Origin of the sequence: Bacteroides cellulosilyticus, assembly GCF_020091405.1 — a bacterium.
In the GTDB taxonomy this organism is placed as follows: domain Bacteria; phylum Bacteroidota; class Bacteroidia; order Bacteroidales; family Bacteroidaceae; genus Bacteroides.
Map to the genome: position 1 here is coordinate 4,643,859 of NZ_CP081903.1, position 16,272 is coordinate 4,660,130.

Below are 16,272 nucleotides of genomic sequence, written 5' to 3' on the forward strand. Positions count from 1 at the left end.
TATCACAGAGTTTAATCAATTTGAAATCAAAAGAATAGAACTCTGTGATACTCTGTGTTACTCTGTGGTGAAAACTCATTACTATACAGAAAGGAAACAAAAAACGTTATCCGTTGTACCTGTAACGGAAATAATGCTTACCTTTGTTTGTGCTTCTGTACAGTCCCTGTAAGACTCCGTTTTTTGGCGAGTCTAGGAGCACCTTTTAAAATTATTCACTAAACAGCAATTGATTATGAAATACTTAAATCCCAGAGCCGACTTGACCTTCAAACGGGTCTTTGGCGAACATCCCGATTTGGTAATGAGCCTTCTGAACGCTCTACTTCCTTTGACCGCCAATCAGGAAATCACCGATATCGAATATCTTCCTTCGGAGATGGTTCCCGAGAACCCGTTGCGTAAGAACAGCATCGTCGACGTCCGTTGCAAGGACAAGCAAGGACGGCAATTCCTGGTGGAAATGCAGATGATCTGGTCTCCCGAGTTCAGACAGCGCGTATTGTTCAACGCTTCCAAGGCATACGTGCGCCAGATAAACACCGGCGAAGAGTATGAACTGCTACAACCTGTGTATTCACTGAATCTGGTCAATGAGGTCTTTGAACCGGAACTGGAGGGTTATTATCACCATTATCAGATGATTCATGTGGAGAATACGGATAAAGTGATTGAAGGTCTTCAACTGATTTTTGTGGAACTGCCCAAATTTACCCCGCATACGTTCTCTGAAAAGAAGATGCAGGTGCTCTGGCTGCGTTACCTGACTGAAATCAACGAACATACCCGCGAAGTGCCGGAAGAACTGATGGCGAATCCGGAAGTGAAAAAGGCGGTTGATGCCCTGGAAGTATCAGCGTTTACGGATGCACAGTTGGCAGGATATGAAAAGTTCTGGGATATTATCAGTGTAGAGAAAACACTGTATAATAGTGCGATACGCAAAGGGCTGGCGGAAGGGCTGGCGGAAGGTATGGAGAAAGGTATGGAGAAAGGTATGGAGAAAGGAAAAGCGGAGGAGCGTCATCTCATAGCTTTCAATTTTAAAAAGCAAGGAGTTTCTTTTGAAGTGATCTCCCAATGTACAGGATTGTCAATAAAAGAAATAGAACTATTGTAGTAAAGCATCGGGCATTGACGTCTGATTGTTATGTTTACCCGCCTGTTTTGATTGTTCCAATATGCCAAATGGACTATTGTTCTTTGGTGTATTGGACTTTTCTTATTAGAGAGGCGAAGTGAGGAGTTAAAGGAGTTAACTCCTCAAAAAGACAAATTATCATCTCACTCAAATCGGAAAAGAAAGGAATTATTTCACCACAGAGGACACAGAGAGCACAGAGGTTATAATTATCTCTGAATTAGAAGTCTAAAAACTCTGCGTTCTCTGTGTCCTCTGTGGTGAATTGATTCATAACCCTACAAGAAGGAGCCAAATTTAACTCCTGATTTGCATAAATCATAAATCTTCTCGTTTCCAGCATGCTTCAAAGCGTGTAGACCTTATTTTTTAGAAACGTAAGATTATGAATGTAAGATTTAGGACATGGATTTTAGCGTTGCTTCCCTTTTTCCTTTCGGCATGCGGAGGCAGTGCATCCCCTGGTAGCGACGAGCCATCCGGCCCCGTTCCCATCGGTTTTTCTCCCGCGGTAGAGGCGCAGACGCGCGGAACAGACTATAATAAAAATAACCTCCCCTCATTGGGAGTGTTGGCTTACCTTACGCAAGGAAGTGAATTCACCCCCGCATCTTCCACTCCCAACTTCATGTACAATCAGGAAGTGACGAAGGCTGGCAGCTCATGGACGTATACCCCTATAAAGTTCTGGCCTGCCAACAGCAACGATAAACTTACTTTCTTCGCTTATGCGCCGCATAACGCCACAGGACTGACACTGCCGGGAAGCACCGATGCAGGATATCCCTCATTCACCTACGAGGTGAAAGCCACGGAAGCAGAGCAGACAGACCTGCTGTTGGCATCCCCTGTGCTCAACCAAACAGCTGGTGCCGGTACAGTCAATTTCTCCTTCAAGCATGCACTGACACGGGTTGTTATCAATGTGGAGGCGGGAAGTGGTTTTACGGGAGTAACCATCAACTCCCTTTCCATCAAAACCAAGAAAACCGGTACGGTGGCCTTCAAATCCCCCACATCTGTGGGTGCTACCGACTGGATGCAATGGAGCAATATAGCCTCCGGAGCGGAAAACGACATATCCTGCGCCGCCACCTTACCTTCCTCTTCCAGTACCGTAACAGCCGGAGCTACCCAAAAGATAGCAACTTTCTTTTTGTTGCCCGTAGCCGCTACGAGCGCTGCGTCTGAAAAGGCCACACTTAGCTTCACTTATACGATGAATGGAGTAGGAGACACAAGAACTGTGACCGACCTAGAGCTGCCTTCCCCGGCCGACTGGTTGCCTTCTACTTCAATCACCTATAACCTGAAAATATCAAGGGATGCAGTGACGGCAGAGGTAAGTAGCATCAGTGTATGGAGCGGAACAAACGTAAATATGGATAAGGGTGGAGAGATAGCGGAAGGATATAAAGCAGAAGATATTAAAACAGGAGATTACTATTATAACGACGGAACCTGGAGTGATGGCGGCTATCGTGTGCTGACCGACGGGACGGCACTGCAATACAGTATACCACCGATGGCAGGTAAAACGTGCATCGGCATCGTATATGCCAATGGTAAAACGGGAGAAGAGCGTGAAGACAATATATCGAAATATAGTGGTACGGGACTAAACGGAAAAATAAGAATACAAGGCTATGTCGTAGCTCTGGATATAACATCCGGTGTGAAAAGAGGCGGAGATACAGGGAGTGTTTCTACTAATGCAACCGCTTTCACCGGCTATTCAGATTCGCAAACCCTTAGTACAGATAAGGGTACCAGTCCCCTTCAGGTGCTTGCGGCGCTGGAAATCTTTAATGCTGCCATTGCAGCACCCGCTTTCACCAGTGGCTGGTATTTGATGTCGGCGGGACAGACCAAGTATGCATATGAAAATAGGGCTGTCATTAATAAAAGTAGAAAGGCTATAGCTGGTTATAATGATATGGATTTTGATAATCTTTGGACAAGTTCATATAACGTTACAGGTAATGGCTATTTTGCAATTTTCAAGAACGGAGCTTTCGACGATTCGCAAAGCGATGCCGGGCATCCGATTTATCCAGCTTTTACTTTTTAAAATAACATATAATGAAAAGAATCGCAGAAAAAATAATCTTATTGGCACCTCTTGTGTCGCTGTTTATGTCTTGCAGCCCGGAGTTAGAAGATACTTCCGAAATGACAATTGCCTCCTTGCAAGTCACGCTCAACGGCTTTCGTGGCAGAGTAGATACACGCGCACAAGAAAGCGGATACCAAACTTCCTTCACGGGAGAGGAACAAATAGGGGTTTTCGCCTTAAAAAACTCCGGTAATGTCATTCTGGAAAACAATGTTCCTTATAAGTATAATGCTGCCGGAACATGGCAACCCGCCAATACAAACAATCAGATCCATGTATACGGCGCCGGCATTACTTACTATGCCTATTATCCTTACAACGGCAGTATGAATGATAAGAAGAGCGTTGCGGAAATAACCTCCGCATTCACCCCTCCGGCAGACCAGAGCGACTATGCTAAATATACCTCCGCCGACCTGATGACAGGCGCAGGTACACTTAACGGTGGCACATTGGCTTTCTCTTTCACGCATGCCATGTCTTTGATAGAGATCCAGATTAATGAAACGAGCAATTCGGATGCTCCGTATGATCCTGCTCCTGTGTTTTATGGCATGGCTCCTTGGAAGATGCCGGATGGGATATACCGCTATCTTGTGCGTCCCGGCGCAGACGCTGAAGTTGCATTTGACTATGGTCCTGCCGACAACCGCTACGCTTATCAGAAATCCCTTGCGGCTGCCGATGTTAAGGCAGGAAACTATACACGCATTGCGGCTCCTTTCAAAAATTTCTCTATGACGTTGAATACGGGAAGTTATGTAGCCACCACATTGGGCCCGGTTTCAAAAGTGATAGTAAATGGAAATACATATACTGCAACTGCGGTCGGTGGAAGTAGTAACGAATATATATTGAATGGACTGAGAAAAATTCCGGAACCTCTCGCTTCCTTCGATGTTTATATCACCGATAATTTGGCAAAAGCGGAGAGTAAAGAGCAATTGCTGGTTTCTGCCACCACTACCAATCTGACAGTAAATGCTAACACCTTGACAGTGACCTTGCCGCTAAGTGCAGGCGGCATGGAAGGGGCAGGTACGGAGGCTGATCCGTATCGGGTGACAACTCCGCCACAGCTGAGGGGAGTAGGAAAGGAGGGAACGGAAAATGTCGAGGCGGAAACAGAGTGCTATGTACAAACCCAAGATATAGATTTAAATATGTATGCCAATTGGAAACCGGTGAAAAGTGGATTGTTATATGATGGCAAGGGTTTTAAGATTAGCAATCTGAAGAGTACACGAGGAGGAATATTTTCCTATTGTGGAGGGACGATACAAAATGTGCATCTTGCTTCCGGAGAAATAAAAGTTAGTGGTATATCAGTTGGAGGTATAGTGAATAAAAGCGATAGGTCCGGTTGCAAAATCCTCAAATGTAGTAATGCGGCTACTATTGTATCAACTAATGGTGGCGATGTCGGCGGTGTAATAGGTGAAGGTAGACATTGCATCATCGAATATTGTAAAAACTCTGGAAATGTCACGGCAGATGTATATGGTGGCGGTGTTATAGGACTTACTTGGGGGAACCAGATAGATCCGGGTAATCCTGGTATGGATACGGAAATAAGGTATTGTTATAATACTGGCACAATAACCAAAAGTAATGCGCGTAACGGTGATGGACATTGTGGCGGGATATTGAGCCGTCTGGTTAGAACATTGGTCATGGAATATTGCTATAATGCCGGGCAAATAATAGATAATGGTAGCAATAATGCGATAGGAAGTCTCACTGGAGAATTAGATAATAGTTATTCGAGAAACAATTATGGAATTTCTATTCCAAGTGTTCAGCTGCATTGTACCAATAATAATGGATCTTCAACCAATGACGCCTTTTTTGATGACGGCAACAATAAATGGCCTGTATATAGCACTGATTCATCTAATGGTTGGGGAAGTGCACACTGGAAATCTTACAGCCAGGGAAAATATCCCAAGTTGCTATGGGAACCGAACGAAGAAGAAGGCTTATAGCCTTCATTAATCAATTAATAATTAATTTTTTATTCAAACAATGAAAAGATTTAGAAGAGGTGCGCAGCAGGCACCCGATGCCACAGATGCATCAAAAAAAAGACTACTCGTGACGTAATTTCAGATGGCTTCCGCTGGACGGAGGCCATGCGTATAGTTCGTGCCGACCATCCGGAAGTGACTATTATCTTGCCGAATGAGAAGATACAGGTTCGTCCCGGTGATGATGTGCGCAGTCTGATAGCTCCGTATGTAGCCGTTATCCGTCAGGCGTTGGACAGCAAGAGGGTAGGTGAGTGGAAAGGTTATACCGCTGAGTGCCGCATCCGTCAGGTGCGCCGTTTGCTCACCCATTACTTCTATTTTCACGAAGGTGCCATCAGTGAACAAGCTTTCGATCTGTTGGTTGAGGATTTACTGTTTGTGCATAAGGCAGGCTGACGCGTGCGTGTTTTTATTCCCCCGGAGACGGGGGATTTCGGAAAGAAAAGAGTATCTTTTAATGATTCTCATTCAGTTCTTGTATGAATTCATTTAAGTGATACACAAAGGAGATACTTTCCTTCCACAAAATCGTTCCAAATTTTGTGATAAGGGCTTAGGCTAGGGAGTGCCTGTATCAAACAATTCGTATCCAGTACGACAATGCGTTTCATTGCTTGTAGGGAGTTCTGAGATGTTGCTTACGCAATTCATTAAGCTTTTGTTGATCTAATGTACCGTTTTCCCAAAGTTTATCCAACTCTTTTTGTGCCCGGTGTGCAAAAAACTTAGAAAGTGCTTGTTTTAATTCGTACAATTCCTCTTCGGTCTCAATACTCGCCATAGCATGTAGCATTTCTATTTGAGCAGCATTAGGATTAGTTAGTTTCATATTATTATCTCCTATATTTATCCGATTGTTAGTATTAACATCGCAAATATAGGAAAAGTTTTTATGACTAAATTATAAGGAGGTAGAAATTGCTCTTTGATATGTTGGATTTGAATGAAATGATGATTTACTGAGTATCTCTTACACTTCCTCGCATACCCTCATTTCCATCCCCTTATATACCACCACAATCTTATGCAGCTGGGTAGTGCCTACGGCACGTTTCACCGTATCCGTATCAGCATAGCGGTTGGCCTGGGCGATGGCTTCTTGACGTAGTTCCTCCACACGGTTTTCGGGGTCACGATACTTGGCATACTTCAACTCCACAATATAACTGTGCGCCATGTCGGAGTAGATCTCCAGCATCGGGCAGAGGAAAATATCGACATAGCCCGCCTGCGTGTCCTGTTCGGAGACGGGACGGTAGAAGCGGTTCTGAGCGGTCATGGCAAGGGTGAAGCCGTGGACGAAGAACTCACCTTTCTGCTTGTCGCGCTGCGAGGCATACGTCTTCAGGCAGTCGGCGATGTAGTCGAAGTAAGCTTTCCAGTCTCCCCGATAAGCGAGACGGCTCGCCAGTTCGCTTTTTTCGTAACTGCTGAAACTCAGGTCTGCATCATTGTAAGTATTCAGCAAGTAAGTATAGAGTTGTTCTTGAACCACCAGATTAGGGATGGTTAGTTTTGTCTTTCCTTCGTGCATCCCGCTGATGGTGAGCATGCCGAAATAGTAGAGCAGGCTCACGAAGTTATCGGGATTGGTGATGCCGGAGGCGGGAAATCCTTCTTTTAGTTCTCCGGTGATGAAGCCTTGGCTCACGAGAGTCTGTATGACGGAAGCATCGTGGGCAAACTCCTTGTCCTTGCGGATGAGCATGCGCAGCTTCTCGTAGTCGATGCGGATGTTGCTTTCTATCATATTTAACGGCGCTTTGCCATTGTCAATATAGTTTTTCACGAAATAGAGCACCATGTTGGAGTTGTACATCGTGGTTCCACCGTAGCTTTCCTGTGCAAAGCAGTAGTTGTCATACCACGGCTTCATTATCTCTATCAACTCGTCGATGGTATGGCGAAAGGGGCTGGTGGTAGAATAATAGGTCAGCATCTCGCGCACCTCTTCTTCCGTGAATCCCATCATCTGGTTGAATTTCGGCGTGAGGGAATAATTGGTACCTATGTTGAATCCGCTGGTGAGGTCGTCCATCGTCACGGGGCTTACGCCGGTGATGAAGCAACGCTTGATGCTGGAATCCGTTCCAGCCTTTACTTTATTGAAGAAAGCGCGCAGATAACCTTCGCCATGCGTCTCGTTGGTATAGCGGTGCAGGCTTTCGGGGTCGGCGAGGATGGCGTTGGTGAAGTGGTCATATTCGTCAATGAAGAGATAAATATCCCGCCCGGCACGCTCGCACTCTGAAACCAAGTAGTCCAGTTGATTGGTAGCTCCGTCCATTTCATCCAATTTCTCTTTGATGCCTTGCGGCAGCAGGTCGGCATAGACTTCGCAGAAGTAGTCGAAGCGGATTTGGCAATGTGCATCCAGCCCTTTGCGATAATTATTCAGTTCGCCGGTGATGCCGGAGAAGTTGAGGTAGAGCACCAGATAGCTATTGCGGCTGGGGGTGGGGTGTTGCCCGATGTAGAGGTCTCCGAATAGGGCGTCGAATTTGTCACGGGTACGCACATCATAATATTGTCTCAGCAGGTTAAGCGTCAAGCTTTTCCCGAAGCGGCGGGGGCGGATGAAGAAAAAGAATCGGTCCGCCTGCTCTATCGCAGGAATAAAATGGGTCTTGTCTACATAATAATAATTGTCGAGGCGTATATCTGCGAAGTTCATCATGCCGTAAGGGATACGTTTCCTGCCGGGTACTATGTATTTCAGTGGGTCCATATTCTATCCTCCTGTTTTTAATCTGTTGTCGTTATTAACGATACAAAGATAACAAAAGTTTTTGTAGGGATGGTGCATTATCTTTGAAATTACTCACTATTAAAAATCACCTATATACCTGCAATGATTTTATTTAGTGATGTTTATATTTATGTTGGTGCAAATATTTGCTATTGCGCTTTGAATGATACTTCCTAATTTTGCGCTGTAATACAGAATAAGAGTATATTGTATGTTTTTATTTGAAGTGTAAATAAGTAAACAACTGAACAATGAAAAAGAAAGAAAAATTGATTAAGGTAAACGGTAAAGGAAAACGCATCATCTGTTCGGGGCAAACGCATCATGCGTTGGGGCCCGATGCATCATCTGTTTGACTCAAACACATCATCTGTTCTGATAGATATACTTTAGTATATCATTTCTTCTAATATAATTATGTTATGTCCATTTGCTGGCGCAAGCGTGGCGCAAGGGTGCTTGCGCTTCATTGAATATCAGTGAAAAGGGGTGGCGCAAACGGCGTTAGGGATATGGCGCAGAAAAAAGTGTTAATTTGTAGAGTTTATCTGATAATGGAAAATAATTGGTTGCGTGTAGGCTACGTCATGGTTTCAAGGGCGTTGCTGATGAGTATGTGTGAAAAGCAGGGGGCGGCGAATGGTGACGAAGAGGCATTCCTGAGAGTATTGACCCACGTGAATTACAAGACAAAGGTGGCATGGTGTAATGGGGTGGAAGTGACCTGTGCCCGGGGGGAATCCGTTATCTCTTTTATGGGTTGGGCGGACATTCTGGGGTGGAGGAGAGGACATGTCCGACGCTTCTTTGAACGCTGCATTGCCCAAGGGCTTGTAGAAAAAGTACCGGGCGACTGCCTCAGTCATATCCGCATTCCGGGCTATGATGCCTGGACGGGCAATTCCGGTGAAAAAAAGAAGGTAGAGAAGAAGGTGGATGAAGTCTTTGAACGGTTTATTGACAAGTATGGCGAAGTGACGCACATACGCATAGAGAGCAAGGCGTTGGTTGGGAAGTTGTGGAAAAAGCTTTCTACCCGTGAGCGGAAACTTGCCCTTGAACGCATAGAAGACTACTATTATAGCCTGAGTGATATACGCTATTGCCGGAGTGCGGCCAAATATCTGGATCTCAAGATTTTTAATGAAGATTTTACGAACTGAAAATGAAAAAAATGTATGGCTGAAATTCTGAACCCCCACGATGCCGACCTGGAAGAAGTCGTCCTCGGCGCCTGCCTGCTGGAAACGGCAGCCATGGCGCTCGTGGCCGACAAGCTCCGCGCCGAGATGTTCTACGAACAGAACAATTGCGAGATATTCTCCGCCCTGCTGGCTATGTACCATACGGGCCGGTCCATTGACATCATCACCGTGAAGAACGAACTTGCCGCCCGTGGCAAACTGGAAGCCGTGGGCGGGCCGTTCCGGCTGACGCAACTGACTTCGCGCGTAGCTTCTTCCGCCCATCTGGAGCAGCATGCCGCCATCCTGCGCGGGATGTACGTGCGGCGCGAGGCTATTATCGGCATGCATCGTCTGCTGGCTGCCGCTTCCGATGAGACGATAGACATATCCGACACGCTGGTGGAACTGCATAACCTTGCCGACCATCTGGAAGGTGAGGCGGCCTTTGCCGATTATCTGCGTGATATGGACCGGCTGATGCTGGATACGCTGAAACTGATGGATGCCCGCGTGGCAAACAACCTGAACGGCGTTACGGGCATCCCTACGGGACTTGCCGAGTTGGATCGCCTGACGGCGGGTTGGCAGCCAGGAGAACTGGTTATTATTGCCGCCCGTCCGTCGGTGGGCAAGACGGCTTTCGGATTGCATCTGGCACTAACGGCAGGGCTTGCGGGCAGGCATGTGGTGGTTTATAGCCTTGAGATGCAGGGCGAGCAACTGGGCGACCGCTGGATAACGGCTGCTGCCGCCGACATCAATGCCAGCCACATGCGCACGGGACTGATGACTGCCGACGAGCAGCAGCAGGCTTTGGAGGCTGCACGCAAGTTGGCACGCCTGCCTGTTTATGTGGATGACAATCCGAAGATGGGAATGGATCATATCCGCTCTTCAGCGCGGCTGTTGAAGGGCAAAGGATTGTGCGACGCCCTTATCATCGACTATCTGCAACTTTGCGAGGTGGGTTCCGGGCAGAAAAACCGCAACCGCGAACAGGAAGTGGCGGAAGCGAGCCGCAAGGCGAAGATAATGGCGAAGGAGCTGAATATACCGGTGATTCTGCTCTGCCAGTTGAACCGTGACTGTGAAGGACGCGGCGATCACCGGCCCGCACTGAGTGATTTGCGTGAGAGCGGTGCGATAGAACAGGATGCGGACCTGGTGATGTTGCTGTATCGTCCGGCTGTTTATGGGATACCGACGGAGCGCAAGAGTAAATATCCCTCGGAGGGGCTGGGTGTGATTATTGTGGCGAAAAACCGTAATGGGGAGACGGGGGATGTGTACTTCGGGCATAATGCCAGTATGACGAAGATAGGGGAGTATGTGCCGCCGCTGGAGTGGATGATGAGGAATGCGAAATAGGTATTAAGTATTAAGTGTTAAGTATTAATTGGGGGATGAAAATAATTGTCGTTTGGTGAGGAAATAAATAGCAAAACACTTGACTTTGGCTGCTGGATGTTGTATCTTTGTGAAGTGCTTAATGATAGGCATTACGGATTTTTTTAACCTAAACTTTAATTTTTTTATGGATGTACTTGTAGAACGCTTTCAGCGTAGAAAAATCGTGAGTGATAAAGATTCTCCGATGTTGTTTTATCTTCGTCAGAAACCCCGCTCTGCCGGCACGGTGGATATCGACACCCTTGCCGCCAGTATTCAGAAGAATTGTGCTATGACCAAAGGTGACGTAAAACACGTGATCGAGGCTCTGGTAGAAGAAATTCAAGGGACACTTGTCAATGGAGACAAGGTGAAACTGAATCAATTCGGGATATTTCACATGACGTTCCGTTGTTCGGGCGTGGAGAAAATGGAGGATTGTAAGGTAAGGAATATCAAACGGGTGCATATCCGTTTCACACCGGACAAGGGGTTGCGGCTGGTGAACGGAACCGTGGCGGCAACCCGAAGTCCGGCCAATGTATCCTTTGCCCTGGATAAAAAGGAGGATGAAGACGGTTCCTCCTCCGGTGGTCAGGGAGGTGGTAATTCCGGCGGAGGCGGTGGTCTGGATGAAAACCCGCTGGGGTAAACTTTAATCTAAACTTAATAAGGCATGAAAAAGAAATTGACTTGGGATGCGGTGTTGAAGATTGTGATTGCTCTGGCTTCGGCTGTGTTGGGAGCGTTTAGCGCGCATGCGATGACAGGGAAATGATACCGGGATAATACTTTAAGAAATGAGAAAAATTGATTTAATCGTCATTCATTGCAGCGCCACCCGCGCTGACCGTTGCTATACGGAATATGACTTAACCACAGACCACCTGCGCCGGGGATTCTCCGGCGCAGGTTATCATTATTATATAAGGAAGAACGGGGATATCAAAAATCTTCGCCCGGTTGAAAAGCCCGGTGCGCATGCCCGGGGATACAACGCTCACTCGATTAGTGTGTGCTATGAAGGCGGGCTGGATGTGAATGGCCGGGCTTCTGATACAAGAACAGATTTACAGAAACACTCTCTTCGTGTATTGGTGATGTTGTTGTTGAGGGATTATCCGGGTTCTCGGCTGGCAGGTCATCGTGACCTTAGTCCTGACCTGAACAGCAACGGCGAAATAGAACCGGAAGAGTGGGTCAAGGAGTGTCCATGTTTCAATGCTGAGACTATTTTGCAGGAAACGCCCGTCAATCCGGACTATTTTATATAAAAAATGTTATCAAATGAACAATGTCTGTGTATCATTGTTACTTTTGTAATGATTTCAATTTAATTAAAAAATACGATTATGATTACTGAAAAATTACAAAATGCAATTAACGAGCAGATTACAGCTGAAATGTGGTCGGCTAACATGTATTTGGCTATGTCTTTCTATATGGAGAAAGAAGGATATTGTGGTATGGCGCATTGGTTGAAAAAACAGTGGGCAGAAGAGAACGAACATGCCTGTGCATTGGCTGGTTACGTAATCAAACGTGGCGGTAAAGCCAAAGTTGATAAGCTGGATGTAGTTCCCAACGATTTCGGTACTCCGCTGGAAGTATTTGAACAGGTGTACAAACACGAACGCCGTGTATCCGAAATGATCGACAAGTTGGTGGATGTGGCTGCTGCCGAAAAAGATAAAGCAACGCAGGACTTCCTGTGGGGATTTGTACGCGAACAGGTAGAAGAAGAGGCTACGGCTGCAGGCATCGTTGATATGATTAAGAAAGCCGGTGCTACGGGTATCTTCTTTGTAGATGTGAAATTGGGCGAACGTTAATAGTCTTTTTGATATAGAATTGCCAAGCAGGGAAGCTGTCTGAAAAAATCAGATAGCTTCTTTTTTTCTTTTCTTGGGATTATGCATATTTTATTCTACCTTTGTTGCACTTATGGATCAGATAGTTGAATAATGAAGTATACATTTCTGTCTATATATGCATGGCTTTTTCTGTTTTTTTTCGTTTTGAACAGCTGTTCGGACCGGGAGGAGCGGCGAATTTTAATCGTGCATTCTTACGAGGAAAGTTATGTCGGCTATCCTGATTTCAACCGCTTGATAGATAAAGAATTCAGAAGAAACGGGGTTGATGCGGATATTCGTATCGTATATCTGGACTGTGAGGCTTTCCAGGAAGAACCGGAGTTGAAGTACATGTATCATCTGCTCGATTCGGTTTCTGATGGTTGGAAACCTGAAATAATTCTGGTGAATGATGATCAGGCTGCCTATTCACTGTTCAAGTGTTGTCATCCTTTGGTGACAGAAATTCCGGTGGTTTTTGGTGGAGTGAACTATCCTAATTGGGAATTATTGAAAGAGTATCCTAATGTGACGGGCTTTCATGACCGGATAGATCTGATGAAGAATATACGCCTGGGAGCAAAGTTATTTGGTGAAGATGTGGAGTTGTTTACAGTGCTTGATTCTACGTATATCGACCGGCAGATACGGGCAGATATAGAAAATCAACTGAAAGATGAAAAAGTGACCTGTATGGTCGGCTATTCGGGAACTCCCCGTGAAAAGAGGCTGCATTATCCCCATAAAGAGGGATATGCCCGTTTTTCCAGTCTGTCGGTACGAATTGGAAAGAAACAGGAAACTGCAAACTTTATCTGGACTTTAAGTAAGTATTCCATAGGAATGTGCTACCTCCAGATGAAACGCGACTATACATCGGTTAATATTGGAAATATATGTGCAAGCCCCAGTCTCACTGCGATTAATGAGGCATTCGGCTATAACGAAAGATTGCTTGGCGGATATATCACGACATTCCCGATTCTGGCCGAAGAGGAAGTGAGTGCTGCCATACGTATTTTGCATGGTGAGAAGCCTTCGGATATCCCCATCAGGGAGAGCCGTAAGAAATATGTGGTAGACTGGAACGTGATGCAGCAACGGGGCATTTCCAAAGAGAGTATTCCGGCGGAATGTACGATTATAAATATTCCTTTCCGGGAAGAATATCCGGTAGCATGGGGAACCGGTGTTGTGTTGATTATCATTCTGCTTTCCACGTTGTTTGTCTGGCTCTTCTTCCTTTATCGCCGCGAACAAGGACGGAAGAGACGTGCCCTTTATGAACTGGAAAGTGAAAAGGAAACATTGGCGTTGGCTATTGAAGGTAGCGACACCTTTGCCTGGAAGCTGGAAAATGACCATTTCGTATTTGAAAAGGAATTCTGGATATCACAGAAAATGAGTGCTAAATCACTTGGTTTTGAGGAACTCTTGTCGTTTATGCATCCCGATCATTGGGATGAGGTGAAAGGGTACTGGAAAAACATTTCTAAGGCAGGCAAAGTGGTTTCTCAGGTGCGTTGTGACTTTAATGAAAAAGGCTATCAGTGGTGGGAGTTTCGTTATAAGACGATACAGCTTCCCGGTGGAGGATATAAAGCTGCCGGTCTGTTGCTGAATATACAGGCGATTAAAGATCGTGAGCAGGAATTGGAAGAAGCAAGACTACTGGCTGAAAAGGCTGAATTAAAGCAGTCTTTCCTGGCAAATATGAGCCATGAGATTCGTACGCCGCTGAATGCAATTGTGGGCTTCTCCAATATATTGGCGCTTGATGATGATGTGAGTCCGGAGGAACGTTTGGAATACATCGGCAGTATTAATAAGAATAGTGATTTGTTGCTGAAACTAATCAATGATATTTTGGAACTTTCGCGCATCGAGTCCGGATATATGTCATTTGAATACGAGAAGTGTTTGGTTTCAGAATTGGTCGATAGTATTTATATGACTCACCAGATGCTGATTCCCGAACAATTGGAATTCATCAAAGAGTTGGGTGCGGTGCAGGTGGAAGTGACGGTTGACAAGGGGCGCTTGACGCAGGTGATCACTAATTTCCTGAATAATGCTTCTAAGTTTACTAAAACCGGATATATCAAGTTGGGATACCGTTATCTTTCTGAATCGGACCGAGTGGCTATCTATGTGGAAGATACCGGAAGAGGCATTGAACTCTCAGAACAGAAAATGATCTTTAGCCGCTTCTATAAACAGGATGAGTTTTCGCAAGGAGCCGGCTTGGGACTTTCCATCTGCCAGGTGATTGTAGAAAAATTGCGGGGCAAAATCGAACTGTGGTCGGAACCGGGGAAAGGAAGCAGGTTTACGGTGGTGCTGCCGGGAGTAAAAGCTACAAGCTACAAGTGACGAGTTGCAAGTTCCTTTCGGTGTGGTAGTCTGGCGAATAATTATTCGCTTACGAATACAGCGCAGCAACTTGTAACTCGTCACTTGTAGCCTGTAGCTTATCGCGCTTTAGCGCGATAATACTCCAAGTTCTTTTCCTACCTTGATGAATGCATCTATACACTTGTCCAGATGTTCTCTTTCGTGTCCGGCGGAGATTTGTACACGGATGCGTGCCTGGTCTTTCGGAACCACGGGATAATAGAATCCGGTGACGTAAATGCCTTCTTCTTGCATACGGGCGGCGTAAATCTGCGAAAGTTTGGCATCATACAGCATCACGGCGCAGATAGCACTTTGTGTAGGCTTGATGTCAAATCCGGCGGCAGTCATTTTCTCGCGGAAGTAATTAACGTTTTCTACTAATTTGTCATGCAGGGCATTGCTTTCTCTCAGCATATTGAAGACTTCGATACTTGCACCGATCACGGCAGGAGCAACAGAATTGGAGAACAGATACGGGCGGCTGCGTTGGCGCAGCAGGTCGATAATCTCTTTGCGTCCGGTGGTGAATCCGCCCATGGCTCCGCCAAAAGCCTTGCCCAGTGTGCCGGTGTAAATATCCACACGTCCGTAAGTTTTGAATAGCTCGCTCACACCGTGACCTGTAGGACCTACTACACCGGCAGAGTGAGATTCGTCTACCATGACCAGAGCGTCATACTTTTCTGCTAGATCACAGATCTGATCCATCGGAGCTACATTGCCGTCCATGGAGAATACACCGTCTGTTACGACAATGCGGAAACGCTGGGCCTGTGCTTCTTGCAGGCACTTCTCCAGTTCGGCCATGTCGGCATTGGCATAGCGGTAACGTTTGGCCTTGCACAGGCGTACACCGTCAATGATGGAGGCGTGGTTCAGGGAATCGGAGATGATAGCATCTTCCTCGCTGAATAGAGGTTCGAACACTCCGCCGTTGGCATCGAAACAAGCAGCATAGAGGATGGTGTCTTCGGTTTTGAAATAGTCGGAGATAGCAGCTTCCAGTTCTTTGTGGATGTCTTGTGTTCCGCAGATGAAACGTACGGAAGACATGCCGTAGCCACGGTGATCCATCATCTTTTGGGCGGCGGCAATCAGTCGCGGATGGTTGGACAAACCTAGGTAATTGTTAGCGCAGAAATTCAGTACTTCCTTCCCTTTTACGGTGATGGCGGCTTGTTGCGCACTCTCGATCAGGCGCTCTTCTTTGTAGAGTCCGGCCTCTTTGATTTCAGCAAGCGTATTGCTGAGGTGTTCTTTCATTTTCCCGTACATAGCTTTATAAATTAAAAGTTTGTCATCTTATTACTAAACGATACAAAGGACACGATTTTTCTTCAAATAAACAATAGCAAAATGATAGAATAATGAAAAAAAAGTATGTATATTTGCACGTCTCTAAGGATG

14 protein-coding genes are annotated in these 16,272 nt (G+C 46.0%); 11 read left to right on the forward strand and 3 right to left on the reverse strand.

Annotated elements, in window-relative coordinates:
- Positions 1–235: 235 nt before the first annotated feature.
- The 4 genes from K6V21_RS17435 to K6V21_RS17450 all read left to right on the forward strand — a co-directional run bounded on the left by K6V21_RS17435 (position 236) and on the right by K6V21_RS17450 (position 5,683).
- Positions 236–1,120, forward strand: coding sequence for an Rpn family recombination-promoting nuclease/putative transposase (locus tag K6V21_RS17435; RefSeq protein WP_224319372.1), 885 nt, complete (start codon positions 236–238; stop codon positions 1,118–1,120).
- Positions 1,121–1,526: 406 nt separating this feature from the next.
- Complete coding sequence (locus K6V21_RS17440) at positions 1,527–3,212, forward strand: fimbrillin family protein (protein ID WP_224319373.1); 1,686 nt, start codon at positions 1,527–1,529, stop codon at positions 3,210–3,212.
- A gap of 11 nt (positions 3,213–3,223) precedes the next feature.
- Positions 3,224–5,242, forward strand: coding sequence for a fimbrillin family protein (locus tag K6V21_RS17445; protein WP_224319374.1), 2,019 nt, complete (start codon positions 3,224–3,226; stop codon positions 5,240–5,242).
- A gap of 147 nt (positions 5,243–5,389) precedes the next feature.
- Positions 5,390–5,683 carry a hypothetical protein gene (locus K6V21_RS17450; protein WP_224319375.1) on the forward strand — a complete coding sequence of 98 codons (294 nt, stop codon included), beginning with the start codon at positions 5,390–5,392 and terminating at the stop codon, positions 5,681–5,683.
- A gap of 211 nt (positions 5,684–5,894) precedes the next feature.
- Here the strand turns inward: K6V21_RS17450 and K6V21_RS17455 are convergent, their stop codons facing one another.
- Both K6V21_RS17455 and K6V21_RS17460 read right to left on the reverse strand, forming a co-directional pair.
- Complete coding sequence (locus tag K6V21_RS17455) at positions 5,895–6,116, reverse strand: dephospho-CoA kinase (RefSeq protein ID WP_224319376.1); 222 nt, start codon at positions 6,114–6,116, stop codon at positions 5,895–5,897.
- A gap of 141 nt (positions 6,117–6,257) precedes the next feature.
- Complete coding sequence (locus K6V21_RS17460; RefSeq protein ID WP_224319377.1) at positions 6,258–8,015, reverse strand: AAA family ATPase; 1,758 nt, start codon at positions 8,013–8,015, stop codon at positions 6,258–6,260.
- A 533-nt stretch (positions 8,016–8,548) separates the two neighbouring features.
- Here K6V21_RS17460 and K6V21_RS17465 point away from each other — a divergent pair.
- The 7 genes from K6V21_RS17465 (at position 8,549) to K6V21_RS17495 (ending at position 14,841) form a co-directional block, all read left to right on the forward strand.
- The gene (locus K6V21_RS17465; protein WP_224319378.1) at positions 8,549–9,199 is read left to right on the forward strand and encodes a hypothetical protein; all 651 of its coding nucleotides are present in this window, start codon (positions 8,549–8,551) and stop codon (positions 9,197–9,199) included.
- Positions 9,200–9,214: 15 nt separating this feature from the next.
- Positions 9,215–10,591, forward strand: coding sequence for a replicative DNA helicase (gene dnaB / locus K6V21_RS17470; protein ID WP_224319379.1), 1,377 nt, complete (start codon positions 9,215–9,217; stop codon positions 10,589–10,591).
- 166 nt (positions 10,592–10,757) lie between these two features.
- Positions 10,758–11,264 carry an HU family DNA-binding protein gene (locus K6V21_RS17475; RefSeq protein ID WP_217714565.1) on the forward strand — a complete coding sequence of 169 codons (507 nt, stop codon included), beginning with the start codon at positions 10,758–10,760 and terminating at the stop codon, positions 11,262–11,264.
- A gap of 24 nt (positions 11,265–11,288) precedes the next feature.
- On the forward strand, positions 11,289–11,390 hold the full coding sequence (locus tag K6V21_RS17480) for a smalltalk protein (protein ID WP_167332571.1): 102 nt from the start codon (positions 11,289–11,291) through the stop codon (positions 11,388–11,390).
- A 22-nt stretch (positions 11,391–11,412) separates the two neighbouring features.
- Complete coding sequence (locus K6V21_RS17485; protein WP_217714564.1) at positions 11,413–11,886, forward strand: N-acetylmuramoyl-L-alanine amidase; 474 nt, start codon at positions 11,413–11,415, stop codon at positions 11,884–11,886.
- A 78-nt stretch (positions 11,887–11,964) separates the two neighbouring features.
- Positions 11,965–12,444, forward strand: a complete 480-nt coding sequence (locus K6V21_RS17490; protein WP_224319380.1) for a ferritin — start codon at positions 11,965–11,967, stop codon at positions 12,442–12,444.
- Between the two features lie 132 nt (positions 12,445–12,576).
- The gene (locus K6V21_RS17495) at positions 12,577–14,841 is read left to right on the forward strand and encodes an ATP-binding protein (protein ID WP_224319381.1); all 2,265 of its coding nucleotides are present in this window, start codon (positions 12,577–12,579) and stop codon (positions 14,839–14,841) included.
- A gap of 108 nt (positions 14,842–14,949) precedes the next feature.
- Here the strand turns inward: K6V21_RS17495 and kbl are convergent, their stop codons facing one another.
- Entirely contained in the window at positions 14,950–16,140 is a 1,191-nt protein-coding gene (gene kbl, locus K6V21_RS17500) for a glycine C-acetyltransferase (RefSeq protein ID WP_007216316.1), read from the reverse strand.
- Between the last annotated feature and the right edge of the window lie 132 nt (positions 16,141–16,272).